Below are 24,713 nucleotides of genomic sequence, written 5' to 3' on the forward strand. Positions count from 1 at the left end.
CGCCGTGAGTGCGCCGGAACGCCACTATGACGTGATCGTGATCGGCTCCGGGTTCGGGGGGTCGGTTGCCGCGCTGCGCCTGGTCGAGAAGGGGTATTCCGTCGCGGTCTTGGAGGCGGGCCGCCGATTCGCCGACGACGAATTCGCCCGCACCAGCTGGGACGTGCGGAAGTTCCTGTGGGCGCCAGCCATCGGCTGTCTCGGTATTCAGCGCATCCACGTTCTCGGTGACGTGATTCTTCTGGCCGGGGCGGGTGTCGGTGGTGGCTCGCTCGTCTACGCCAACACGCTGTATCGTCCGCGCTCTGATGCGTTCTTCGCTGATCGCCAGTGGGCCCACATCACCGACTGGAAGGCCGAGCTCGAGCCGTACTACGACCAGGCGAGTCGCATGCTGGGCGTCGTCGACAACCCCAGCATCACACCGGCCGACGACATCATGAAGAAGGTCGCGGCCGACATGGGCGTCGCCGACAGCTTCCGTCGCACCCCCGTCGGCGTGTTCTTCGGCGAGGGAGCCGGGGTAGAGAGCCCCGATCCGTACTTCGGTGGCGCCGGCCCGGCGCGCTCCGGGTGCCTGGAGTGCGGCGAGTGCATGACCGGCTGCCGTCACAACGCCAAGAACACGCTCGTGAAGAACTACCTGCACCTCGCCGAGGCTGCCGGGGTCGACGTGGTCGAACGCACAACCGTCACCCGCCTGCGGCCCCTCGCCGATGGCGGCTACGAACTGCTGAGTCGCACCACCGGCCCTGGGCCGGGAGGAGAACGCCGCTGGAGCGCCACCCAGGTCGTGGTCGCCGCCGGCGCGTGGGGAACCCAGCAGCTCTTGCACGCGGCGAAAGTGCACGGCGACCTTCCCCGGCTCTCGGATCGACTGGGCGAGTTGACCCGCACCAACTCCGAAGCGCTCGGCGGCGCGACCACTCGATGGCGGCACCGCAACGACGTCGACTTCACGCGGGGTGTGGCCATCACCTCGTCGATCCACGTCGACGAGCAGACACACATTGAGCCGTGTCGCTACGGCGATGGCTCGAACCTGATGGCGCTGCTGGCGACCGTCATGGTCGACGGCGGCGGCCGCGTTCCGCGCTGGCTGCGCTGGCTCGGTCAGGTGGTTCGCCACCCCGCGCGGGTAGGGTCCATCCTCTTCGGCATCGGCTCGTGGTCGAACCGGTCGATCGTCGCCCTCGTCATGCAAACGCGTGACAACTCGCTCACCGTCACGGCAACCCCGAAGCGTGGTGGCCGCGTTGCGCTGCGCAGCAGGCAGGGCCACGGCGAGCCGAACCCGACGTGGATTCCCCAGGCCAACGCCGCCTACCGCCGCATGGCGGAACACATGCGCGGGTTCCCGGAGTCCGGCATCGGCGAGGTTGTGGATGTGCCCATGACCGCCCACTTCCTCGGCGGCGCCCCGATCGGCGATTCCCCCGACACGGGTGTCGTCGATGCCTACCACCGCGCCTTCGGGCACGAGGGCCTGCACATCGTCGACGGCTCGACCATCTCGGCCAACCTCGGCGTCAACCCCTCGCTGACGATCACGGCGCAGGCCGAGCGCGCCTTCGCGCTCTGGCCCAACAAGGACGACGCGGAGGCTCGGCCCCCTCTCGGAGCCCGGTACGTCCCCGTCGCTGCGGTCGCGCCGCGCTCACCCGTCGTGCCCGACACCGCCCCCGCCGCGCTCCGGCTCCCGACGGGACCGGTCGCCCTCGGGATGCCGTCCGTCCGGGCGGGCGGTGCCGGCGCTGACAGCCGCTAGCGCGGTTCCGGCGAGAAGCCCCTGAGGCGCAAAGAGTTACCGAGCACAAACAGGCTCGACACTGCCATGGCGAGGGCCGCGAGCACGGGGCTCAGCAGCCCCATCATCGCGACGGGAATCGCCGCCGTGTTGTAACCGAACGCCCAGAACAGGTTGCCAATGATCGTGCGCAGAGTGCGCCGAGCGAGTCGAATTGCGTCGGGAACGAGCGCGAGGTCTCCGGAGACGATGGTGAGGTCGCTCGCGGCCATCGCGGCGTCGGTGCCCGATCCCATGGCGATTCCGAGGTCGGCGGCGGCGAGCGCCGCGGCGTCGTTCACCCCGTCGCCGAGCATCGCGACCACGCGGCCGTCCGCCTGCAGTCCGCGGATCGCCTCCAGCTTGCCGACCGGGCTCACCCCCGAGCGCACGTCGTCAATGCCGAGCTGCTGGGCGACCCGCGCCGCCGCTCCGGCGTTGTCCCCGGTCAGCAGCACGGGGGTGAGGCCCAGCGCGCGAAGTCGCGCGATCGCCGCCGGCGCCTCGGCACGCACGGCATCCGAGATCGCGATCACGCCCGCGAACGCGCCGTCGATCGCGACCGCGACCACGGTCATCCCGTCGCTCTCGCGGCGCGCGATGTCGGCCAGCACATCGTGGTCGACCGTCACCGACCACGCGCTCGCGAGCCAGTCGGCCCTGCCGACGGCGACTGCGCTGCCGTCAACCACGGCAGAGACACCCGCGCCGTCGTGCGCCTGGAAGCCGTCGACCGGGGCCTGAGCGACTCCCGCTTCGCGGGCCGCGTCCACGATCGCCGCGGCGACGGGATGCACGCTGCCGCTTTCCGCACCCGCTGCGGCGGCCAGCACGCGGTTGGTGCTGTGGCCGACGGCAGGCACGAGGTCGGTCACGCGCATGCGGCCGGTCGTCAGGGTTCCCGTCTTGTCGAGCACGATCGTGTCGACGCGGCGGGTCTGCTCCAACACTTCTGGCCCGCGGATGAGGATTCCGAGCTGCGAGCCCCGGCCGGTTCCGACGAGCAGGGCGGTCGGGGTCGCAAGACCCAGCGCGCACGGGCAGGCAATGATCAGGGTGGTCACGGCGGCGGTGAAGGCCTGCTCGATGGTGCCGCCGACCAGCAACCACCCGAGCAGCGCGAGCAGCGCGAGCACCATGACGACCGGGACGAACACGGCCGAGACCCGGTCGGCGATGCGCTGCACGCGCGCCTTCCCCGTCTGCGCCTCCTCGACAAGTCGGCCGAGGCGCGCCAGCTCGGTGTCGGCGCCAATGCGCGTGGCCTCCACCGTGATCACGCCCGGGCCGACGTTGACGGTTCCGCCGACGACGCGCGTGTCGACGCCCACCTCGACGGGAACGCTTTCGCCCGTCATGACCGACGTATCGACGGCGGTTGCGCCCTCGCGCACGAGGCCGTCGGTGGCGATGGTGTCGCCCGGGCGGGCGATGAAGAGGTCACCGACCACGAGTTGGTCGACCGCGATGCGCGTTTCGACGCCGTCGCGCAGTACGGCCGCGTCGGTTGCCGACAGCTCGAGCAGGGCGCGCAGGGCTTCACCGCTGGCGCGCTTGGCTTTCGCTTCGAGGTAGCGGCCCGCGAGCATGAAGGCGGTGACGGCAGCGGCCACCTCCAGGTAGATCTCGTGCGAGCCGGTGTCGGCGCTGCCGAAGAGCTGCAGGCTCATCACCATGCCGGTCACCCCGGCCTCGCCGAAGAACAGCGTGTACAGGCTCCACAGGAACGCGGCCCCCACGCCGACCGAGATCAGCGTGTCCATGGTCGCGGTGCCGTGGCGCGCGTTGACGAACGCCGCGCGGTGGAACGGCCATGCACCCCAGACCGCCACGGGCGCCGCCAGGGCGAGCACGAGCCACTGCCAGTTCGGGAACTGCACCAGCGGCACCATCGACAACACGAGCACCGGCACCGTGAGTGCCACGACGATCGCCAGCCGTCGCCGGGCGTCGGCAAGCGGATCACCCGCGGCACCCCCGTTCGCGGCGGCGGATGCGCGGCGTTCGGTGGGCGGGACCACGAGCGTCGCGCTGTACCCGGCCTTCTCAATCGCCGCGATCAGGTCATCGACATCGGGAAGGGTCTCGGCACCGTCAAGCGGGGTGACGGTGGCTTTCTCGGTCGCGTAGTTCACACTCGCGCTCACCCCACCCACCTTGGTGAGGCTGCGTTCGACGCGTCCCGCGCATGCCGCGCAGGTCATGCCGCCGATCTCAAGCTGCACAGGTGCCATCATCATGGCCCCATTGTGACATACCCCACCGGGGTACTGCACGCCGCGGGTCCTACCAGCCGAGTTCCACCATCAGGGTGAGCGTTTCGCCGCCGTCATTGCTGACGAAGACGCCCTCGGTCGTTGCCACGTAGATGACCTCGCCGCTCTTGCCGAGGGCGAGCGCGGCGGGCACGACCGCGAGCGCGCCAAATTGCTCCCAGCGGTCTCCGTCGCTCGAGCGCCAGAGCGCCCCGGCGGAGTCAACGCCGACGATGCGCCAGTCTTTGGTGCCCACCGGGGGCGTCGCCACGAGCTGCAGGGCCGGTGCCGCCTCGGGTTCGACGAAGGTGCGCCCACGGTCGGTGCTCACCTTCACGCCGACGGGCGTGACAGCGACGAGAGTCGAGCCGTCGCTCGTGAACGCGAGCGACGTCGCTCCGATGACCGCGCCCTTTTGCCATGACTCCCCGCCGTCTGGGCTGTAGTACAGCGAGTTGCTGGCGGTGTCGGCGGCGGCGATGATCGCGTCGGCGGGCGTCGGGCCGGCCGCCGTTATCGCGTGGAAGTCCACCTCGCCGGCCAGCGCGAACGGCTGCCACTCTCCCGAGCTCGCGTCGCCCACCCACAGGCCCAGGCGCTCATCAGCGGAGGCGGCGGGGTCATGGGGATGACCGCTGATCAGCAACCGCGCTCCCACGCGCTGATACGCCTTGATGTCATCGGTACGATCGCCGAGCACGGTCGTCGACCGTGCCGCCGTGTCGGTGTCGGGCAATGCGGCGACGTAGACACCGCGATCGGTCGCGAGGCGAATAACGCCGGCGCCTTCATCAATGTCAAGAGCGCTGACGCGCGTGGGCGCAACCGCCTCCTCAGGGGCGACCGTGGCGTCGGGCGCCGCGGCAACGTCGGCCTGCACGGGGGCGTCGGCCGCCTCCGTTGAGGATGTCGCGCAACCCGTGAGCGCCATCGTTGCGGCGCCCAGAAGGGCGACCGCGCGCAGGCGAGCACGCAGAATGTGGGGTGTCATAACCGATTCAGAGTAATTGACCGAACCGGATTCGCAGAATTAGTTAGCGAGGAAACCCCAGGTCAGCGCCCAACAATCTCGTAGCCGGCGTCGGCCACCGCGGCCCGCAGGGCCTCCGTCGCAATGGGGTGCGTCGCCTGAACGGTGACGCGAGACGCCCCCTGGGCATTGAGATCGACGGCCACGTTCACGACGCCATCGATGGCCCCGACCTCCTCGGTCACGCTCGCGACGCAGTGGCCGCAGGTCATGCCGCTGACGAGGAATGACGCCTCGACGCCCGCGGTCGTGTTCGCGCTGCTCGCGCTGGACGCAGCGTCAGACCCGCCGTGGTCGCAGGCACAGCCGCCACCGCCGCAGCACCCACCGCCGCCCTGTCCGAGCAGGTTGAGACCGGGCTGAGCGGAAATGTTGTCGTTCATGACCCCAGTGTCGCATACCCCTCTGGGGTACACCAATCCCGGTACTCAGCGAACTCGCGGCGAGCACGAAGCCCTCACGCATTCTTCGTCCACGATCCGCGGGGCTGGCCGCCGTCTACTGATGCCCTACCCCGAGCAATGGAGCACCCGTGGCCATCGTCACCCCCGCCGCCGCGTCCGCGTCGCCGCGCGCCGTCGACACGCTCGTGATCGGCGCCGGCGCAGCTGGCCTGGCGCTCGGCGCCCGGCTCGCCGAGCGAGGTCACCCCGGGCACGTCCTCATCGTGGATGCCCGCCACGACTACCGAGACGATCGCACCTGGAGCTTCTGGGCACCCCGCACCCACCCACTGCGCCACCTCGTCTCGCACGAGTGGGCCGCGTGGCGCTACGACGACGGATCGTCCCCCGCCGTTCACACGGCCCCCGGAATCACCTACCAAACGATTCGCGGCATCGACTATTACCGCGACGCTCGCGCGCGCATCGACCGGTCCTCCGCCGTCAGCCTGCAGCTCGGCGTCACCGTCACCGGAATCGCACCGGCGACCCCTGCCGACGGGGTGGCCGCGGGCCGCATCCGGGTGCACACCAGCGCGGGCGTCGTCACGACCCGCCACGTCGTCGACACGCGGCCGACGAGCACGCGCGCCACCATGTTTCAGTGCTTCGTCGGGGCCGAGGTCGAACACGGCGGCGCGCTGCACGCGGGCTCCGGTGCGCTCACGCCTGAGACGGCCGGGCTCATGACGCGGATGCGCGCCGACGACGCCGGGTTCGCCTTCACCTACGTCTTGCCGCTCACCCCGACGACCGCCCTCGTCGAACTCACCCGATTCAGCGCCACCCCGCTACCGCTCGACCAGATCGGCCGCGAGCGCGACGCCGAGCTCACCGCGCTCGGTCTCGACGGCTCGCGCGTGTTGCGCGAGGAGGCGGGCGTGCTCCCCATGGGTGCCGATCCCGCCGCGCCTCTCCCGGTACCGGGAGTCGTGCGCGCCGGCAACGGAGGGGGCGCTCTGCGCGCCGCCACGGGCTACGCGTTTACCCGAATCCAGGCGTGGGCTGATGACTGCGCCGAGCGGATGCTCGCCGGCGGCGCCCCCGTCGGGCACCCTCCCGAGCCGTGGGTGCGGCGCGAGATGGACCGCATCTTCCTTCAGACGCTGCGCGCGCATCCCGAACGCGCTCCCGAGTTCTTCCTCGCCCTCGCCCACCGCGTGAGCCCGGAGCGCCTCGTTCGTTTTCTCACCGACCGAGCGACCGCGAGCGATCTCGTGGCGATCATCCTCGCCCTGCCCCTGGGCGCCTTCCTCGCCCAGCTCCCCGACCGCACCGCCCGGCTCGAGCGCGCGATGCTCTCCCCCGGGTCGGCGCCACTGGCGGCACGCGTGACGGAGTGGGCCGCATGAGGATCCCCCCCGAGACCGCGCTGTTCTCGACGCTCGCCGTTGTCGCCGCCGTGGCCTATCTGGCCGCCGACCCCGGCGTGCCCCTCGTGGTGCAAACCGCGGTCATCGCCGTGCTCGTCGCCGTGCTGGGGGTGCCCCACGGCGCGCTCGATCCGGTCGTCGCCCGACGGGTCGGGCTGTGGCGCACGCCGCGCGGGCTCATCACGTTCACGCTCGGCTACCTCGCGATCTCCGCCGCGGTCATCGGCGTGTGGTTCGTCGCCCCGCTGCTTAGCCTCACGGTCTTCCTGCTCATCTCGGCGGCCCACTTCGGCGGAGACTGGAACGCCGACCGGCCGTGGCCGCTGCGCTTTCTCGCGGGTGCAGCCCTGTTGAGCCTGCCGGCACTGGCCGACCACGCCGCCGTGGCTGAGCTCTACGTGGTGCTCGCGGGTGAGGGCGCGGCTGAGATAGCCGCAGCGCAGTCGTTCATCGCGCCGGCCCTGCTGGTCGGCATGATCGCCGCCGCTGTCATGGCCGCTCGGCGCCGACCCCACGAGGGAATCGAGCTCGCTCTCGCCGCGCTTCTCGCGCTCACGACGCCGCCGCTCGTGTTCTTCATCATCTATTTCTGCCTGCTGCACTCGGCCCGGCATCTGCGCGAAGGCTTCCGGGATGAACGCGACACCCTCCCGAAACGCACCACCGTCACGATCGTGGCCGCCGCCACCGCCGCCCCCCTGCTCGTCGCCGTGGGCGTGCTCGCCGCGACCGCTCAACCGGGGGCGCTCGACGATCGTCTGCTCCAGGTCGTGTTCATTGGCCTGGCCGCCCTGACGGTGCCCCACATGATGGTGGTCGCACTCGGCGACCGGGCGCTCGCGCGCGCCGTGGCTGCCCACCCGACCGCGGGCGAGCGCGACCCGCCCGCGATCAGCCGCAGAAACGACGAAACCGCCCCGATCACGTCGTGATCGAGACGGTTATCTCGTGCGCGAGGGGGGACTTGAACCCCCACGCCCTTGCGGGCACTGGCACCTGAAGCCAGCGCGTCTGCCAATTCCGCCACTCGCGCGAGATCGCGCGTCACCGCGCCATCAACCTGGCGAGATTATCACAGCGGGCGGCCCCCGTTCGCACGGGGTGCCCGCGGCGGATTCGCCCAGAAAGCGTGTGAGGGAATGCCCGATTCGGGCACTGCCCACCCGCGCCGACTAGCATCGGTACGTCCAAAGGCTAGAGGGAGGGCGCACGTGGGGCTTCTCGATAGCTTCGAGCGCGGATTGGAACGCGTGGTCGGTGGCGCGTTCGCCAAGACCTTCAAGTCGGGCGTTCAACCGGTAGAGATCGCCGCGGCGCTGCGCCGCGAACTTGATACCAAGGCAGCCGTGGTGGCGCGTGATCGCATCCTCGTTCCGAATCGTCTGACGGTGCGGCTGGCCCCTGCCGACCACGAGCGCATGTCCGCCCTCGGCGAGGCTCTCGACGATGAGCTCACCCAGCTCGTGCAACGGCACGCGACCGCGCAGCGATACACCTTTCCCGGCGGCATCCGCATCACCCTCGAGCGCGACGGTTCGCTGAGCGAGGGCATGTTGCGCGTCAGCTCCGAGTCCGTCAAGGGCCGCGTCACCTGGGTCGCGGTGCTCGACATCGATGGGCAGCGCCACCGGCTGCCGAAGGGCCGAACCGTTATTGGCCGAGGCTCCGAGGCCGACATCACCGTCGACGACCCGGGCACCTCGCGCAAACACGTCGAGATCGCGTGGGACGGCGCCAACGGGCAGGTCACCGACCTCGGCTCGACCAACGGCTCGCGACTGAACGGTGAGCCCGTCACGCGCGCGGTGCTGCAACCGGATAGCGTGATCGAGATCGGGCGCACGCGCATCCTGTACCGGGTGCTGGCGCAGTCCGACGATGCCGCTGATCGCACCACCCGAGGAGGCGCTCTGTGAGCGAGTTGACGCTGCTGCTCCTGCGCGTCGGGTTCCTCATCCTGATGTGGGCGCTCGTCTTCGCCATCGTGTACGCGCTGCGCTCCGACCTGTTCGGGCAGAAGGTGCGCCGCATGCCGACGTCGGCGCAACCCTCGCCGGTCGTCGCCCCCAGCCCCACGCCGGTGGCCGCAGCCGCGCCGACCCGCGACCTGTCGCCAGCGCCGCGCAGCGGGCTCGGCGGCGTGGCGGGCGGTAACGGCAGTGACGACGGCGAACCGGCCCGCCGTCTCGTGATCACGAGCGGCTCGAAGGAGGGAATCGAGCTCGAGCTCGACGGCGACCAGCTCACGATCGGCCGCTCCAGCGACTCGGGGCTCGTGATCCGCGACGACTACACCTCCACCCATCACGCCCGCCTCATGCTCTGGGACGGCAAGTGGATGGTGCAGGACCTCGACTCGACCAACGGCACGTTCCTCGGCGGCAAGCGGGTGAGCATCCCTACGCACGTGCCCCTCAACACCCCCGTCAGCATCGGCACGACGACGTTCGAGTTGCGACGGTAGGCGCCCATGACAGTGCGCACCGCGGCCGCCAGCCACGTCGGGCGGGTCCGATCCAACAACCAGGACTCGGGCTACGCCGGCACCCACCTCTTCGTCGTCGCCGACGGGATGGGCGGGCACGCGGGCGGTGACGTCGCGAGCGCGCTCGCGATCCAGGCGATCGCCCAGACGGATGCGCGGTTCGACACCGCAGAGGAGGCGCGCGACGCGCTCGAGCAGGCGCTGCTCACGGCGAACGGTGAGCTCGCAGAGACGGTGTTCGAGCATCCCGAACTGACCGGAATGGGAACGACCGTCAGCGGCCTCGTGCGCGTCGGCGAGCGAATGGCGCTCGCGCACATCGGCGACTCCCGCGTGTACCTGTTGCGCGACGGCGAGTTCACGCAGATCACGAAAGACCACACCTTCGTGCAGCGGCTCGTCGACTCCGGCCGCATCACGCCCGAAGAAGCCGCCGTGCACCCGCGGCGCTCCGTGCTCATGCGGGTGCTCGGAGACGTTGACATCTCGCCCGAGATCGACACCGATGTGCTCGACACGATGCCGGGCGATCGCTGGTTGCTGTGCTCGGACGGGCTGAGCGGCTACGTCGACGACGAGCGCATCGCCGAGATCCTCACGGAGAACGCCGACGCCGAGGCCGCCGTCGATGCGCTCATTCAGGCGAGTCTCGACAACGGCGCACCCGACAACGTGACGGTACTGGTCGTCGGAGTGGACGACGACGAGTCCAGCGGCGTCTCCTCGCCAATCATGGTCGGATCGGCCGCGAAGCCGCTGAGCTTCCGCCCGGTCGAGGAGAAGCGCGCGTCGAAGAGCCTGCCGCAGTTGCTGCTGCACCCGCTCAAGCCGACGCCCGACCCAGAAGACGAGCACTTCGAACCCGAGAGCGAAGAGTTCCTCCGCGAACTCATCGCGGAGGACCGCCGGCGCAAGATTCGCCGGCGCGTCACGTGGAGCGTCGGCCTCGTCCTCATCATCAGCCTCATCGCGGCGGCCCTCACCGCGGGTTATCAGTGGACGCAGACGCGCTTCTTCGTCGGCGAAGTCGACGGCCGAGTCGCCATCTTCCAGGGCGTGCAGCAGAACGCCGGCCCCATCCCGCTGTCGAGCGTGTACCAGGAGACAAGCATCGACTTGATGGCGCTCACGCCCTTCAGCCGCAATGCCGTCGAGCAAACCATTAGCGCCGTCGACCTGATCGATGCGCTCGCGATCATCGAAAGGCTGCGTCGTGAAGCCGAACGATGACACCGCACCTGTCGGGCAGGCGGCCCCGACCGGCGCGATCGACGCTCCCCGTGCATCCGCGCCCTTCACCGAGGCGATTCGCATCAAGCTGAAGACGCCATCGAAGCTGCGCAATCTCGAACTCGCCCTGCTCGTGCTCGCTCTCGCCGTCAGCGGCGGAGCGATTGCGCTCGTGCAGCTGGGGGCGATCGGCGAGCTCGATCAGACCGTCATCACCTACGGCACGGGTCTCGCCGTGATCGTGATCGTCATGCACCTCGCCCTGCGCGTGGTCGCACCCGACGCCGACCCGTTCATCTTGCCGATTATCACCACCCTCAACGGGCTCGGCATCGCCATGATCTACCGCCTCGACATCGCCAAAGGCTTCGAGGGCTGGTCGAGCGCGGGCGTTCGCCAGATGGCGTGGACCGCTCTGGCCATGGTGATTGCCCTCATCGTGGTCGTCGCCGTGCGCAACCACCGAGTGCTCGCCCGCTACCGCTACCTCGCGCTGTTCATCGGCATCGGGTTGTTGCTGCTGCCGCTTGCTCCCGGCATCGGCCAGACCATCAACGGCGCGCGCGTGTGGATCGCCGTCGGCCCGTTCTCGTTCCAGCCGGGTGAGCTCGGCAAGATCGCGCTGGCGATCTTCTTCGCTGGCTACCTGATGACGGCGCGCGACTCGCTCTCGATCGTGGGCAGCAAAGTGCTCGGGATGCGCCTTCCGCGCGCTCGCGACCTCGGCCCGCTGCTCGTCGCGTGGGCTGCCGCGATGGGCGTCTTGGTCTTCCAGCGCGACCTCGGAACCGCACTGCTGTACTTCGGTCTGTTCCTCGTCATGCTGTACGTCGCAACCGGTCGCCTCAGCTGGATCCTGCTGGGGCTCGGGCTCTTCGTCGGCGGTGCGCTCATCGCGCGCGATGCGCTGGGGTACGTGCGCGGTCGGTTCGATGCGTGGCTCGACTCGTTCAACCCGGAGATCTACGACGCCGTCGGTGGCAGCTACCAGTTGGTGCAGGGTCTGTTCGGACTTGCCGACGGCGGGCTCATCGGTACGGGCCTCGGCCGCGGCCGCCCCGACATCGTGCCGCTGGCCGAGAGCGATTACATCGTCGCGAGCCTCGGTGAGGAACTCGGGCTCGTGGGCCTGTTCGCGGTCCTCGCCCTCTACCTCTTGCTGGTCGCCCGCGCCTACCGCATCGGCTTTAACGGCACCGACGACTTCGGGCGCCTGCTGGCCGTGGGGCTCGGCTTCCTCATCGCACTGCAGGTCTTCGTCGTGATCGGCGGCGTGACCCGCGTGATCCCGCTCACCGGATTGACGACGCCGTTCCTCGCGGCCGGCGGATCGTCGCTCATGGCGAACTGGATCATCGCCGCACTACTGCTGCGCCTCAGCGACACGGTGCGTCACCAGCCACGATTGGTGGTGGACGACGATGCATAAGCAGTTGCGTCACATCAGCATCGCGACGCTCGCCATGTTCCTCGCGCTGTTCGTCTCGCTCAGCGTCATCCAGGTGTTCGCCGTCGACGAGCTGCGCGCCGACGGCCGCAACGTGCGCACACTGTTCGCGAGCTACTCCGCCGAGCGCGGTCCGATTCTCGTCGCGGGAGAACCCATCGCGCAGTCGCGTCCTGTCGACAACGAGTTCCGCTTCCTCCGCGAGTACCTCGAGCCCGAGTTGTATTCGGCCGTCACCGGCTACTTCTCGCTGAATCAGGGAACGACCGGCATCGAGTCGGCCTACAACGACTTCCTCACGGGAACCGCGAACGAGCAGTTCCTCGACCAGCTGAGCGCGCTCGTGACCGGCCAGAACCCGCGCGGTGCGGCCGTCGAGCTCACGATCGACCCGGCCGTCCAGCAGGCCGCGTACGACGCGATGGGAGACCTGCGCGGGTCCGTTGTTGCGATCGAGCCGTCAACCGGGCGGATCCTCGCCATGGTCTCTACTCCCGGTTTCGACCCAAACCGGCTGTCGGCGCACCGCACGTCGAGCGTGATCGACGCGTACAACGAACTCATCACCGATCCGCTCCGGCCGCTCAACAATCGCGCGATCGGCGGCGACCTGTACTTCCCGGGCTCGGTGTTCAAGGTGCTCGTCACTGCGGCCGCGATCGATTCGGGCGAGTTCGACCCCGACAGCGAGTTCCCGAACCCGCCGCGGCTTCAACTGCCGCTGTCGACGAACGTGATCAGCAACGCGGAGGGCGGAAACTGCGGAGGACAGGAAACGGTCACCCTCGCGACGTCGCTGCGGCTGAGCTGCAACATCCCCTTCGCCGAGCTCGCACTGGAACTCGGGCAAGACGAGCTGGCCGGGTACGCCGAGCGCTTCGGCTTCGGGCAGACGATCGCCGTTCCGATGAACGCGACGCCGAGCCAGTACCCCGAGAACCTCGACGATGCCCAGTTGATGCTGACGGGCTTCGGCCAGTACGACGTGCGCGTCACCCCCCTCCAGATCGCGATGATCAGTGCGGCCATCGCCAACGGCGGCGAGCTCATGCAGCCGACGCTGCTCGATCGCATCATCGCTCCCGACCTGTCGACCGTTCAAGAGTCAGAGCCTGAGGTCTTTACCCAGCCGATCACCCGCGGAACCGCGACAACGCTCACCCGGATGCTCGTCGACGGCGTCTCGGACGGCGTTGCGTTCAACGCGGCAATCCCCGGCGTGGAGGTCGCGGGCAAGACGGGCACCGCGGAGAACGGTGCGGGGCAACCCTTCACACTGTGGTTCACCGGCTTCGCGCCGGCGGACAATCCGCAGGTGGCGGTGGCGGTCGTCGTGGAGGACGGCGGCGGGCAGGGCCAGAATGCTTTTGGTAATCAAGTCGCGGCTCCCATTGCGCGACAGGTCATGGAGGCGGTGCTGAACAGATGAGACCCACCAGCGGGCTCACATTCGGAGGGCGGTACCAGCTGCTCTCTCGCGTGGCGATCGGCGGCATGGGCGAGGTGTGGCAGGCGACCGACCAGGTCATCGGCCGAACCGTCGCCATCAAGATCTTGAAGGACGAATACCTCGGCGACCCCGGGTTCCTCGAGCGGTTCCGTGCCGAGGCTCGCCACGCCGCTCTCGTGAACCACGAGGGCATCGCCAACGTCTATGACTACGGCGAGGAGGAAGGTAGCGCCTTCCTCGTCATGGAACTCGTGCCCGGCGAGGCGCTGTCGACGATTCTCGAGCGCGAGCGCACCCTCTCGAGCGACCAGGTGCTCGACATCGTCGCCCAAACCGCCTCTGCCCTGCACGCCGCCCACCAGGCGGGGCTCGTGCACCGCGACATCAAGCCCGGCAACCTGCTCATCACCCCCGACGGCCGCGTCAAGATCACCGACTTCGGCATCGCTCGCATCGCCGACCAGGTTCCCCTCACCGCGACCGGTCAGGTCATGGGAACGGTGCAGTACCTGTCGCCCGAGCAGGCGAGCGGTCAGTCCGCCAGCCCGTCGACCGACGTGTACTCACTCGGCATCGTTGCGTACGAGGCCCTCGCCGGACGTCGCCCGTTCACGGGCGAGTCGCAGGTCGCGATCGCGATGGCGCAGATCAATGATGCGCCGCCGGAATTGCCGGTGTCGGTTCCCGAGCCGGTGCGCAACCTCGTCATGTCGGCGATCGCCAAGAAGCCGGCCGAGCGCCCCGCGAGCGCCCAACACTTCGCCCGGGCTGCGCAGGCGCTGCGGCGCGGCGACGTCGGGGGCGCGGCCGCCATCGTGCCGGCCGTGGCCGGCCTCGCGGCCACCGAGGTGCTCGACGCGACGCGCGTGCTGCCAAGCGCAGGGGGCAACGACGAAGCGACCCGTGTTCTGCCGAGCATGGGCGCGGGCGCCGCGGCGGGCGCCGCAGCAGCCGGGGCCGCGGCCGCGAAGAAGAAGCGCAGTCCGTGGACCTGGCCCCTCATCGCGCTCATCGGCCTGCTGGTTGTGCTCATCATCGGCGCCATCATCGCCGTTCTCGCCCAGCCCAGTGACGAGCCCATCGAGCCACCCACATCCCCCAGCCCGACCGTCTCCGAGGCCAGTCCCGAACCGAGTGACGAGCCGGATGAGATTCGCATCACCGAAGAGGAGTTCCTCGGGCTCACCCGTGATGAAGTGCAGCGACGCTTCGACGAGTTGGGGTTGATTCTCGACGCACAAGACGGCAACCCCGCACCCAGTCAAGATCAGGTCGGGCTCTCGTATCGCATCAACCAGACCGGCCTCGTCACCGAGGGCCAGACGATTCGCGTGACCTTCTACACGGCCGTGCCGACGCCGCCGCAGCCCAACAATCTGGCGATCAACCCGGGCAGCGGCCCGTACGTCGGGGGGTCGACCGTGACCCTGTCGTGGCCGTCGTACACGAGTTGTCCGCCCGGCTTCACCCTGAGCGGCTACAACGTGACGATCGTCGGCGGCGCCCCGCAGCAGAGCAATCCCATTCCAGCGGGAACCAACAGCCTGCAGGTGCGGCTCGACAACGGCGGCCAGCTGCGTGTGACCTACGTGGCCCTGTGCGGCGACCTCCAGTCCGAGCGCTCCAACGAGCTCGCGGTGCCCATTCAGGCGCCGGCGCCGAGCCCCAGCCCGACGCCCAGCCCCAGCCCGACACCGAGCCCCGACCCAGACGACGAAGGCTAACGGGCGGCGTTACCGAGCCGATACCGCGCTGAGACACCCCGGCGCGGTATCGGGGCGCGCATCCGCTTACACTCACTAGCGACGATTTCTCCTGCAACGAAACGGACCCCGATGGACAGCACCACCCCCGGCACCCGCCTGATCGCGGGTCGCTACGAGCTCGGTGCGCTCATCGGCCGCGGCGGTATGTCCGATGTACACATCGCAACGGATGCGCGGCTCGGCCGCCGCGTCGCCGTCAAGTTACTGAAGTCGTCGCTCGCCTCCGACCCCGTGTTTCGCACCCGGTTCCGCCAGGAGGCTCAGGCGGCTGCGCGCATGGCGCATCCCACCATCGTGCGTGTCTTCGACGCGGGCGAGGAGGTTCGCCGCGAGGCCGATGGCCACGAGACGGTCGTCCCCTTCATCGTGATGGAGCACGTCGACGGGCGCCTGCTGAAAGACATGGTGCTCGACGGCCCGCTGCCGCCCGCCGAGGCAACGCAGATCATCGAGCAGGTCTTGACCGCGCTCGAATACTCGCACCGTGCCGGCGTTGTGCACCGCGATGTGAAGCCCGGCAACATCATGGTGACCGCAACCGGCCAGGTGAAGGTCATGGACTTCGGCATCGCCCGCGCGATTTCCGACTCCTCGGCGACGGTCGCGCAGACATCGACGATTCTTGGCACGGCGCAGTACTTCTCTCCCGAGCAGGCGCGCGGCGAAACCGTGGATGCCCGCACCGACCTCTACTCGACCGGCGTCGTGCTGTTCGAGCTGTTGACGGGCCGCCCGCCGTTCCGTGGTGATTCGCCCGTCGCGGTCGCGTACCAGCACGTCAGCGAGGTGCCCCCGACCCCGAGCAGCCTGAACCCCGCCGTTTCTCCCGCGCTCGACGCGGTCGTCATGCACGCGCTGGCCAAAGACCGCTTCCAGCGCTTTCAGACTGCCGCCGAGTTCCGCGCTGATCTATCGGCCGCTGCAGCCGGGCAGGTTCCGCCGCGCCGCACCGACGGCGACAATGACCCGACGATGTCGCTGTTCGGCGTCAACCCGCAGGCGACCGCCGGAACGGAGGCCGCCATGCGGCAGCTGACCATCGACGATGACGACCGCCGTACACGCACGCAGAGCCGACCCCCCGTCGCCTGGATCTGGTCGGGCATCGTCGTCGTCGCCGTGCTGATCGCCGCCGTACTCTTCTGGGCGTTCACCCTCGACCGCTCAAACAGCTTCGTTCCCGATGTTGCAGTCGAGGTTCCGGATGTCGTCGGGCTCGAGCTCGCCGACGGGGAGAGGATTCTGACCGAGGAGAACTTGCGCGTCACCGCGAGGCAGGAACCCGGCACTTCGGAAGACGAAGGGTTGATCCTGCGCACGGATCCCGCTGCCGGTTTTTCCGTGTCGCCGGGTCAGGAGATCCGCGTCTTCGTGTCCTCGGGTGCCGCACGCGTGCAGATGCCCGACGTGCGCAACCTCGACATCGCTGCGGCAACCGCACAGATCGAGTCCCGCGGGCTCGTTGTCGGCACCGTGACGAGCGAGAACTCCGGCACGGTGCGCGCCAACGTCGTGATTCGCACCGATCCCGACACCGGCGTGCAGCTGCGCGAGGGCGACATCGTCAACCTCACCATTTCGAACGGTCTCGTGTCGGTTCCCGACCTGCGAAACCTCCCCATCGGCGACGCAACCACTCAGGCACGCAACCTCGGGTTGCAGGTCACGGTGCAGGCAGACGGCGGCTGTCAGGGCGGCGTGGTCACAGGCCAGTCGCTTCCGCCGGGTGATCAGCCGCAGTCGTCACCGATCACGCTCGTGTACTGCAGTGGCACGGCGGGTGCCAACCCCGACGACGGCAGCGAGGGCTAGACGCCCGACGCGGCGTCGCTCGACATGAGCGGGCTGAGGCCCCGTGCGGTCTCGGCCGCCTCGGGAAGTCCTGCTTCGGCGAGCCAGTTGCCGAGCATCCGATAGCCGCCCTCGGTCAGTACCGACTCGGGGTGAAACTGCACACCGTGCACGGGGGCCGTGCGGTGCCGTACTCCCATGATGACGCCGCCTTCCGTGCGGGCTGTCACCTGCAGCTCGTCAGGTACCGTGCCATCGACGATCGCGAGTGAGTGGTACCGCGTCGCCCGGAAGCTTTCGGGAACACCCTGAAACAGCGCGTCCCCCTCGTGCACCACCTGCGATGTCTTGCCGTGCATCAGTTCTTCGGCGTGGGTGACGACACCGCCCAGCGCCTCGGCGATTGCCTGATGTCCGAGGCACACGCCGAGAAGCGGTTTGTGGGCGGCAATCGCCGCCTGCACCGCGGGAATCGAGATTCCCGCGTCGGCCGGCGTGCCGGGCCCCGGCGACACCAACACGGCGTCGTAGTCAGCAATGAGGTCGGCCACCTCGTCGGCCGAAACCGCGTCGTTGCGCAGCACCGTGGTCGTGGCGCCCAACTGCTGCAGGTACCCGTCGAGCGTGTAGACGAAGCTGTCGTAGTTGTCGATGACGAGAACGCGCACGGTCACTGCTCCACGGTCGACTCTTGCGGCAAGAACGTGTCGGCCGCCCACGGAAACACCCAGGTGATCAGGGCGGCCAGAACCGCGGCGGCGAGCACGAGCAGGATGATCACACGGAGCCACGCCGGTCCGGGCAGAATGCGCCACAGGGCTGCGTACATGCGTACGGTTCCTATCCGATAGCGGGCGACGCGGTCGCCTGGGTCAAACCAGCGATGTCGGCCGGCGGGCCGTCTTCGCGCGGATACCAGGTCTCGAACACGGCGTAGGCGATGATGCGCTCGGCCGCCGAGAACCGGGGGTTGCAGCTCGTCAGGGTCAGATACCGTTCGTTGGCTTCCACCTGCGGCGCTTGCGGCACCGGCTCGAGCACCTGAACAGCCGTCGGCCACACATACTCGAGGTTGCGGAAGGCGTACTCGTACCACCCATCGCGCGTTTCGACGTAGATGCGATCACCCACGCGCAGTTCGGCGATGTCGGCAAACGGGGCGCCGTAGGTGGTGCGGTGTGCAGCCAGCGCGACGTTGCCGATCTCGCCGGGCATCTGTGTCTCGCTGTAGTGCCCGATTCCCAGTCGCGGGTTGTTCAGCACAGTCTGCAGGTCGACCCCCGACGCAATGGTGCGAACGTAGCTATCACCGAAGCGCGGAACGATCAGCGTGCCGAATGCCTCGCCGGCGGGGGGAGCAACGGCGACGACCGGCTCACCCGGCTCTCGGGGCTCGACCGGCTCATCGCCGCGGTCACGCTCGAACTCGGCGCGCAGTTGCTCTTGGACCTCGAGCGCCGCGTTTTCTTGCTGTGCCCCTGTGATGATGTCGTTCAACCACACGTACCAGCCGAGGAACAGCATGACCACGACGCCCGCCGTGATCAGCAGCTCGCCGATCACCCCGACCACGCTGACCCGCGGCCGCGCACGTCGCTGCGGTTCGGCCTCAGTCGGCGTACTCGCCGCCTCGCGGGGGATGCTGTCGGTCACCGCTTCATTGTAGGCGCCTCGTCTGCGGGTGCCCGGTCGCCCTCATCCACGGCACCGCGGCCCCCTGCCCGGTAGACTGGGCGCATGGCACGGACGACGGCGCGTGACGCTGACAACCCCAACAACGCCCGCAGCGGCGCCGACGCGCCGAACCCGGTGTGGTTCAAGCCGGTCATGTTCGGCTTCATGCTGCTCGGCTTGATCTGGATCATCACGTACTACGTGAGCGCCTCGGCGCTACCGATTGCGGCCATCGGGCCGTGGAACATCATGGTCGGCTTCGGCATCATGTTCATCGGCTTCTTGATGACGACGCGCTGGCGCTAACGCTCCACACCCCCCGAAGAGGGGGTGGAATCACAGCGCTGTGATTCTTATCCCCACTGTGGATGGGGTTGTGGATAACCGACGGGCTATCCGACACCCGAAAACCGCAGGACGGTCCCGGCGATGAGCAGCGCTCCGAAGGCCGCAATGAGCACGCCCTGTAACAGCTGCTGATCGCGGCGGCGCGTCCTCACGAGGATGAGCGCGACGATCGCGCCCCCGAGCAGCCCGCCCACGTGGGCCTGCCACGAGATTCCCGGCACGACGAATCCCAGCGCCAGGTTGATACCAAGGATCACCATGAGCTGTACGGTGTTGCCCCCTAAGCGCCGCTGGATGACAAAGAATGCGCCAAACAGGCCGAATATCGCGCCCGATGCGCCGACGACAAAGGTGAGCGGCGCGAGCCACAAAACGGCGAGCGATCCGGCAAAGGTACTCATCACGTAGACGACGAGAAAGCGGGCGCGCCCGACGAGGTGTTCGAGCAGGGGGCCCAGCACGAACAGCGCGTACATGTTGAACAGGATGTGGAAGAACGACGTCGGGCTGTGGACGAGCGCGACGGTCAGCATGCGCCACGGTTCGATGGGGGTGAGAGGGGGCGCGTAGCCGAGCGCTCGGGTGACCGCGCTCCCGGTGAGAAGTTGGAGCACGAACACACCCAGCGTGATCGCGAGGATCGTGTACGTCACCACGGGCGTCGCGCCTCCCCGGCGGAACGCGCGAACGAAGGCCCGCTTCTGCCGAGGGAGCGCTGAGCGCGCCTGGGCGACACATTCCGGGCACTGCACGCCGACGGCCGCCGGAGTCTGGCACTCACCGCAGACGGTCCGACCGCAGCGCTGGCACAGCACGAAGGAGCGCCGGTCGGGGTGGCGGTAGCAGACGTTCGGGTCGACGGCCTCCCCGGTGCCGGGCTCAGGTACGGTCACGCGACCTCGGCGACCTCGATGCTCGTGATCACGACATCCTCGAGCGGCTTGTCGCGGCCATCCGTCGGAACGGACTCGATCGCGTCGACGACCTTCTTCGACTCCTCATCGGCGACCGCACCGAAGATGGTGTGGTTTCCGTTCAGCCACGTCGTGGGAACGGTCGTGATGAAGAACTGCGAGCCATTCGTGCCGCGGCCGCCGCGCTTGCCCGCGTTAGCCATGGCGAGCAGGTACGGCTCGGTGAACTGCAACTCGGGGTGAATCTCGTCGTCGAACTCGTACCCGGGGCCGCCGATGCCCTGACCGAGCGGGTCACCGCCCTGCAGCATGAAGTCCTTGATGATGCGGTGAAAGATGACGCCGTTGTACAGCGGCTCCGAGGTCTTCTGCCCCGTCGCGGGGTGGGTCCACTCGATCTCACCGGTCGCCAGTCCGACGAAGTTCTTTACCGTTTTCGGGGCGTGGTTGCCGTACAGGTTGACGCGAATGTCGCCCTGGGTGGTGTGGATGGTTGCGACAGCGGTGTGAATCGACATGTCGCAATTCTGTCATGGTGCGGGATGCGCGCTTCCTGAGCATTCCGTCGGCGTCCGCGGGGGAATAGCCGAGTCGGTGGAAGGATGGGGGTCGACATTTCGCCCACCACCCACAAGGAGGACCGATCATGGGACTGTCTCGCAAGAGCCGCCGCAATCTGAAGAAGCTCCGCGGGGAGGCCGGCGACCTGTGGAGTGAACAGCGCGAGGTGCTCGACCACGCCGCCGCAGTTCTGCGCGAGGCAAGCCGGCAGGCGGGCGAGGTTGCCAAGCGCGACGTCGCACCCCGCGTGAAGACGACCTACGAGAAGCGACTGCAGCCCGGCGTCGAAGCAGGCGTCGGAGCGGTGCGGTCGGCCGCTGACCACTCACGCCAGACCTGGAATCGTGCCATCCTGCCCGCCGTGACCGGCGCCATCGGAGCCACGCTCGCCGTCATCGATGTCGCGCGCGACAACGGGCGGGTGGCCATCCGTGAGGCCTCACGCACGAGCCGTGAGTTCGGCACCCGTGCTGGCCAGCGACTGGGCATCATCGAGGTGAAGCCGACGCCCGGCCCCGGTCGCTACATCGCCGTCGCGCTGGGTGTGATTGCCGTGGGTGCCGTCGCATACGCGGCGTACCAAACGTTGCGCGCCGACGACGACCTGTGGGTCGAGGACGAGCCGGTCGAAGCCCCCGTCGCGTAGACCCCGAAACGAACAAAGCCCCTCGATTCACACCGGGGGGCTTTTTCGTAGTCCGAGCGTGCGAGAGCGAAGGGCAGCGACCGCGATCGTGGCCCGGAGTGCGCCGCGCAGCAGGAGCGGCGGCGCGGCCAGAAAGCCAGAAATCACCGCTGTGGAGCCTAGGGGAATCGAGCTCCCGCGACGCGATCCAGCGTCGCGCGTGAACGTGGAAGTAAGGGGAATACTGTCGAAAAGTGCCCCGCCCTTGCGCCGCATAGTGAGTACCCATCATCTCATCCGACAGCGACCTCTGCTACAGCGTCGCCACGGCCGGAAACTCCCCACTCATCTCCCGCCTTTGAGCGAGGAGAAGCTGGTCATCGCTGAAGCTCGATACGAAGCAGGCGCGACTCTCAAGGCGATTGCTTCAGACCTTGGAATCAGCCGCCAGTCACTTGCGCACCAGCTACGCAAGCGCGGGTTGAAACTCCGAGGCCGTGCTCCTGAGCCGCACGAGGTCGATGAGATGCGTCGCCGATACGAGGCTGGCGACTCGCTTGAAACGGTCGGCAGCAGACTTGGGTTCTCGGCGGGCACAGTGCGCACCTGGCTCATCGACTCAGGAGTCGCAATGCGCGATACCCACGGTCGCAGCAAATAAATCGTCCACTGCACGTGAATACTCCGGGATAGGTCGCCTGTCCGAGCCTAATTAGGCGTGGCCTTGCCAGTCCACTAGGGACTGCCCCGAGTTTGGTTGACGTCTGATCTGTGAGGATTCGTCCTCGCTGGAAGGATGTCCCTGTGGCAAAGCCGTATCCCAAGGAGTTCCGAGACGACGTCGTGGCGGTGGCCCGACAGGGCCAGACGCCGCTGTCGCAGATCGCGAAGGACTTCGGTGTCTCCGAAGGGTCCTTGTCGAACTGGATGAAGCAAGCAGACATCGAGGACGGACGACGTCCCGGTCTCACCGGCGCCGACCAGACGGAGCTGCGCGAGGCGAAGAAGCGCATACGTCTGCTCGAGCAGGAGAACGAGGTGCTCCGCCGTGCGGCGGCGTATCTGTCGCAGGCGAACTTGCCGGGAAAATAGTCTTCCCGCTCGTCCGTGAGATGGCCGCGGCCGGCGCTCCGATCAGGGTGCCGGTCGTGGTGGCGTGCAGGGTTCTGGGCTTATCGACCCAGGGGTACTACAAGTGGCTGAAGGCCCCGATCTCCCAGCGGGACTGGGACGATGCTCACCTCATCGACGTCCTCTACGAGGCTCACCGCGATGATGCGACCCTCGGCTACAGATTCCTCACCGATGAACTGTCCGACGAGTACGGCATCACCGTCGGCGAGAACCGCGTGCATCGGCTCTGCCGCATCGCTGGAATCACCGCCAGCCATCACAAGAAGCGTTCCAAGCCCGGCTCCACCGGGCCTGCCCCGCATGATGACCTCCTCGCGGTCGTCGACGAGCACGGCGTCGTCCGGCATGAGTTCGCCGCCGATGCCCCGAACAAGGTCTGGCTCTGGGACATCTCCGAGCACCCCACTCGTGAGGGCAAGCTCTACATCTGCGCGATCAAGGACGTCTGCAGCAACAAGATCGTCGGCTACTCGATCGACTCGCGCATGAAGGGATCGCTGGCGCGGTCGGCGCTGCGCAACGCGATCGCTCTGCGGCAGCCGGTCGGCACGATCTGCCATTCGGACAGAGGCGGCCAGTTTCGCGCGAAGAGGACCCAACGGCTGCTCGAGAACAACGGGCTGGTCGGGTCGATGGGGCGCTCCTACGGCGCGGGCGACAACGCCAGCATGGAGAGCTTCTTCGCGCTCCTGCAGAAGAACGTCCTCAACACGCGCCGCTGGGAGACGCGGCAGGAACTCCGCCTCGCGATCGTCACCTGGATCGAGACGAAGTACAACCGCCGCCGCCGTCAACGAGGCCTCGGAAAGCTCACACCCGTCGAGTTTGAGATGATCTACAGAACCGCAGAAGCGGCCTGAACACCCCGACCCCTACCCGTCAACCAAAGTAGGGGCAGTCCCGCAGTGCTTGATCTGACTCGTGGGTAAGTCTGTGCGCGATTACTGTGCCACACTGCGCAACGACAGTCTCACTCAGCTCACTCGGACGCTGGCTCGCGAGCAGAAGGGATATTCCGAACTTTCTGCCTTCTTTTGCGATGCGTTCGAAGACGGCAGTTGAGCGGCTTCCGCCTCCGTTGCTGTCATGGCGAGCCGGGATGAAGCGGTGTGCTTCTTCGAGCACCAGCAGCAATGGGTGTCTCGCGCGAGGATCACTGCGCACAGCAAAGTCGAAGAGGATACGACCAAGCAGCGCCGTTACGTTCTCAAGTACATCACTGGCGATAAGGCTCAGGTCGAAGATAGTAACCGACGGGCCAGAATCGTGGTTCTTCGTTTGCTCTCGATAATTTGCGGCGGCGGGCCAATCTGATGAATCGTTGTCCTTCGTCGGGTCGGCTCCCATCACTGCACGCAGATAGGTACCAAGGGGGTCATCGTGTTTCTCGACCCTGGTCATGAAGTCGTATCTGCCATCGGCAAGGAGGCGGCTGAGGCGCATCTGCAGTGTCGCGACGTATCCAGCGATCTTGTTGTCATTAGCCTGTTCCAGCTGGATACGGTTCGGCATGAAGAAGTCACAGAGCTGTTGCAGATCATAGAACACCGGAGCGTCGAAGTCTGCACCGGTCGCACCGCTGCCGAGACCAAGTTCACTCAATGCAGTGGTTATGTGCTGTTTGAGTTCACGGACGAGTTTCCCGACTATCTCTCGATGTTTTGGCGTGAGCGCTGCCCACTTCGGATTATTGGTCAGTCCAGAGTCGGCTATAGCTTTAGTGACGAGAGGAGCCATTGCCTCCCAATGTGACTTAATCGGCGAGGCCTGTTTTGCCTGGAACTCAACAAGTCGAGAAAGATCGGTCAAGTCCCGTGGAGTGGTGTAACGAACATTCTTCGAGAATGAGCTTGGCTACGCAGTCAACGTGAGGGGTAGTTCCACAGCCACCTCCTCAGCAACGTTGTCCGTGATGAGGCGAACCCTGCAACGAGCCAACACCTCGAGTCCGAGGTATCGGCGGCCCTCCGCCCACTCGTCAGATTGCTCTGCCAGGACCGCTCCAACGAGCCGGGTGATCGCGTCTCGATTCGGGAAAATACCGACAACGTCAGTGCGACGTCTGATTTCTTTGTTGAGACGTTCGTTGGGGTTGTTCGACCAGATCTGCTGCCACACATCTTTCGGGAACGCCGTGAATGCGAGGATATCGGCACGGGCAGCATCGAGATGATCGTGCACGCCAGGCAGTTTCTCGCCGACGTAGTCCAGGAGCCGGTCGAACTGTGCCTCGACAGCTGCAACGTCGGGCTGGTCATAGACGGAATGCAGCATTGCTTTCACGGCAGGCCACATCTGCTTCGGGCAGGCCGACATGAGGTTCGCGGCGTAGTGGGTGCGGCAACGCTGCCAACTGGTGCCGGGAAAGTTGGCCCGCATGGCCTCGACCAGGCCAGCGTGT

General features: G+C 67.6%; 23 protein-coding genes and 1 tRNA gene. 13 read left to right on the top strand and 11 right to left on the bottom strand.

Going from position 1 to position 24,713, the window contains the following annotated elements; genetic code table 11:
• Positions 1 to 4: 4 nt before the first annotated feature.
• Positions 5 to 1,768, top strand: coding sequence for an FAD-dependent oxidoreductase (locus ACK4SC_RS10050; protein ID WP_409617578.1), 1,764 nt, complete (start codon positions 5 to 7; stop codon positions 1,766 to 1,768).
• Here ACK4SC_RS10050 and ACK4SC_RS10055 read toward each other — a convergent pair.
• From ACK4SC_RS10055 to ACK4SC_RS10065, 3 genes are all read right to left on the bottom strand, one after another.
• Positions 1,765 to 4,026, bottom strand: coding sequence for a heavy metal translocating P-type ATPase (locus tag ACK4SC_RS10055; RefSeq protein ID WP_409617580.1), 2,262 nt, complete (start codon positions 4,024 to 4,026; stop codon positions 1,765 to 1,767). The genes ACK4SC_RS10050 and ACK4SC_RS10055 overlap by 4 nt on opposite strands.
• Positions 4,027 to 4,072: 46 nt before the next feature.
• Positions 4,073 to 5,032, bottom strand: a complete 960-nt coding sequence (locus tag ACK4SC_RS10060; RefSeq protein ID WP_409617582.1) for a WD40/YVTN/BNR-like repeat-containing protein — start codon at positions 5,030 to 5,032, stop codon at positions 4,073 to 4,075.
• A gap of 62 nt (positions 5,033 to 5,094) precedes the next feature.
• A complete protein-coding gene (locus ACK4SC_RS10065; protein ID WP_409617584.1) occupies positions 5,095 to 5,454 on the bottom strand; it encodes a heavy-metal-associated domain-containing protein in 360 nt (119 codons plus the stop codon).
• A gap of 149 nt (positions 5,455 to 5,603) precedes the next feature.
• Here ACK4SC_RS10065 and ACK4SC_RS10070 point away from each other — a divergent pair, with 149 nt between their 5' ends.
• Complete coding sequence (locus ACK4SC_RS10070) at positions 5,604 to 6,866, top strand: lycopene cyclase family protein (protein ID WP_409617586.1); 1,263 nt, start codon at positions 5,604 to 5,606, stop codon at positions 6,864 to 6,866.
• Positions 6,863 to 7,819: a Brp/Blh family beta-carotene 15,15'-dioxygenase gene (locus ACK4SC_RS10075; protein WP_409617588.1), complete on the top strand. Its 957-nt coding sequence runs from the start codon at positions 6,863 to 6,865 to the stop codon at positions 7,817 to 7,819. The genes ACK4SC_RS10070 and ACK4SC_RS10075 overlap by 4 nt, the downstream gene beginning before the upstream one ends.
• Before the next feature lie 17 nt (positions 7,820 to 7,836).
• Here the strand turns inward: ACK4SC_RS10075 and ACK4SC_RS10080 are convergent.
• A tRNA-Leu gene (locus ACK4SC_RS10080) sits at positions 7,837 to 7,920 on the bottom strand.
• A 178-nt stretch (positions 7,921 to 8,098) separates the two neighbouring features.
• Between ACK4SC_RS10080 and ACK4SC_RS10085 the strand changes: the two genes are divergently transcribed.
• The 7 genes from ACK4SC_RS10085 to pknB all read left to right on the top strand — a co-directional run bounded on the left by ACK4SC_RS10085 (position 8,099) and on the right by pknB (position 17,077).
• Entirely contained in the window at positions 8,099 to 8,803 is a 705-nt protein-coding gene (locus ACK4SC_RS10085; RefSeq protein WP_409617590.1) for an FhaA domain-containing protein, read from the top strand.
• Positions 8,800 to 9,351: an FHA domain-containing protein gene (locus tag ACK4SC_RS10090; protein ID WP_409617592.1), complete on the top strand. Its 552-nt coding sequence runs from the start codon at positions 8,800 to 8,802 to the stop codon at positions 9,349 to 9,351. The genes ACK4SC_RS10085 and ACK4SC_RS10090 overlap by 4 nt, the downstream gene beginning before the upstream one ends.
• Before the next feature lie 6 nt (positions 9,352 to 9,357).
• Entirely contained in the window at positions 9,358 to 10,602 is a 1,245-nt protein-coding gene (locus tag ACK4SC_RS10095; protein ID WP_409617594.1) for a Stp1/IreP family PP2C-type Ser/Thr phosphatase, read from the top strand.
• Between the two features lie 37 nt (positions 10,603 to 10,639).
• Positions 10,640 to 12,031: an FtsW/RodA/SpoVE family cell cycle protein gene (locus ACK4SC_RS10100; protein ID WP_409617630.1), complete on the top strand. Its 1,392-nt coding sequence runs from the start codon at positions 10,640 to 10,642 to the stop codon at positions 12,029 to 12,031.
• Positions 12,024 to 13,478, top strand: coding sequence for a peptidoglycan D,D-transpeptidase FtsI family protein (locus ACK4SC_RS10105; RefSeq protein WP_409617596.1), 1,455 nt, complete (start codon positions 12,024 to 12,026; stop codon positions 13,476 to 13,478). Before ACK4SC_RS10100 ends, ACK4SC_RS10105 begins: the two co-directional genes overlap by 8 nt.
• Positions 13,475 to 15,223 carry a protein kinase domain-containing protein gene (locus tag ACK4SC_RS10110; RefSeq protein ID WP_409617598.1) on the top strand — a complete coding sequence of 583 codons (1,749 nt, stop codon included), beginning with the start codon at positions 13,475 to 13,477 and terminating at the stop codon, positions 15,221 to 15,223. Before ACK4SC_RS10105 ends, ACK4SC_RS10110 begins: the two co-directional genes overlap by 4 nt.
• Before the next feature lie 111 nt (positions 15,224 to 15,334).
• Positions 15,335 to 17,077: a Stk1 family PASTA domain-containing Ser/Thr kinase gene (gene pknB, locus ACK4SC_RS10115; RefSeq protein ID WP_409617600.1), complete on the top strand. Its 1,743-nt coding sequence runs from the start codon at positions 15,335 to 15,337 to the stop codon at positions 17,075 to 17,077.
• Here pknB and ACK4SC_RS10120 read toward each other — a convergent pair.
• From ACK4SC_RS10120 to ACK4SC_RS10130, 3 genes are read right to left on the bottom strand one after another with little or no spacing between them, the layout of a single operon-like run.
• Positions 17,074 to 17,730 (bottom strand): anthranilate synthase component II, encoded by a 657-nt coding sequence (locus ACK4SC_RS10120; protein WP_409617602.1) that lies wholly within the window; start codon positions 17,728 to 17,730, stop codon positions 17,074 to 17,076. The two genes, pknB and ACK4SC_RS10120, sit on opposite strands and share 4 nt — an antisense overlap.
• Positions 17,727 to 17,885 (bottom strand): hypothetical protein, encoded by a 159-nt coding sequence (locus ACK4SC_RS10125; RefSeq protein WP_409617603.1) that lies wholly within the window; start codon positions 17,883 to 17,885, stop codon positions 17,727 to 17,729. The genes ACK4SC_RS10120 and ACK4SC_RS10125 overlap by 4 nt, the downstream gene beginning before the upstream one ends.
• 11 nt (positions 17,886 to 17,896) lie before the next feature.
• Positions 17,897 to 18,709 carry a class E sortase gene (locus tag ACK4SC_RS10130; RefSeq protein ID WP_409617605.1) on the bottom strand — a complete coding sequence of 271 codons (813 nt, stop codon included), beginning with the start codon at positions 18,707 to 18,709 and terminating at the stop codon, positions 17,897 to 17,899.
• A gap of 84 nt (positions 18,710 to 18,793) precedes the next feature.
• Between ACK4SC_RS10130 and ACK4SC_RS10135 the strand changes: the two genes are divergently transcribed.
• A complete protein-coding gene (locus tag ACK4SC_RS10135; RefSeq protein ID WP_409617607.1) occupies positions 18,794 to 19,036 on the top strand; it encodes a cell division protein CrgA in 243 nt (80 codons plus the stop codon).
• Between the two features lie 86 nt (positions 19,037 to 19,122).
• Here the strand turns inward: ACK4SC_RS10135 and ACK4SC_RS10140 are convergent, their stop codons facing one another.
• Both ACK4SC_RS10140 and ACK4SC_RS10145 read right to left on the bottom strand, forming a co-directional pair.
• A complete protein-coding gene (locus ACK4SC_RS10140) occupies positions 19,123 to 19,971 on the bottom strand; it encodes a rhomboid family intramembrane serine protease (RefSeq protein WP_409617609.1) in 849 nt (282 codons plus the stop codon).
• Positions 19,968 to 20,510, bottom strand: a complete 543-nt coding sequence (locus tag ACK4SC_RS10145; protein WP_409617610.1) for a peptidylprolyl isomerase — start codon at positions 20,508 to 20,510, stop codon at positions 19,968 to 19,970. Before ACK4SC_RS10145 ends, ACK4SC_RS10140 begins: the two co-directional genes overlap by 4 nt.
• A 128-nt stretch (positions 20,511 to 20,638) precedes the next feature.
• On the opposite strand from ACK4SC_RS10145, the gene ACK4SC_RS10150 reads away from it, so the two are divergent.
• Together ACK4SC_RS10150 and ACK4SC_RS10155 are read left to right on the top strand one after the other, a co-directional pair.
• Entirely contained in the window at positions 20,639 to 21,199 is a 561-nt protein-coding gene (locus ACK4SC_RS10150; protein WP_409617612.1) for a hypothetical protein, read from the top strand.
• Between the two features lie 783 nt (positions 21,200 to 21,982).
• A protein-coding gene (locus ACK4SC_RS10155) for an IS3 family transposase (RefSeq protein ID WP_376128035.1) occupies positions 21,983 to 23,172 on the top strand; the annotation gives its coding sequence in 2 pieces (ribosomal slippage) (positions 21,983 to 22,261 and positions 22,264 to 23,172; 1,188 coding nt in all).
• A gap of 19 nt (positions 23,173 to 23,191) precedes the next feature.
• On the opposite strand, the gene ACK4SC_RS10160 is transcribed toward ACK4SC_RS10155, so the two are convergent.
• A complete protein-coding gene (locus tag ACK4SC_RS10160; RefSeq protein WP_409617614.1) occupies positions 23,192 to 24,121 on the bottom strand; it encodes an ATP-binding protein in 930 nt (309 codons plus the stop codon).
• Between the two features lie 45 nt (positions 24,122 to 24,166).
• On the bottom strand, positions 24,167 to 24,713 hold a 547-nt coding region (locus tag ACK4SC_RS10165), incomplete at its 5' end, for a transposase (RefSeq protein WP_409617616.1).

The organism is Microcella sp. (assembly GCF_046293215.1).
GTDB lineage: Bacteria > Actinomycetota > Actinomycetes > Actinomycetales > Microbacteriaceae > Microcella.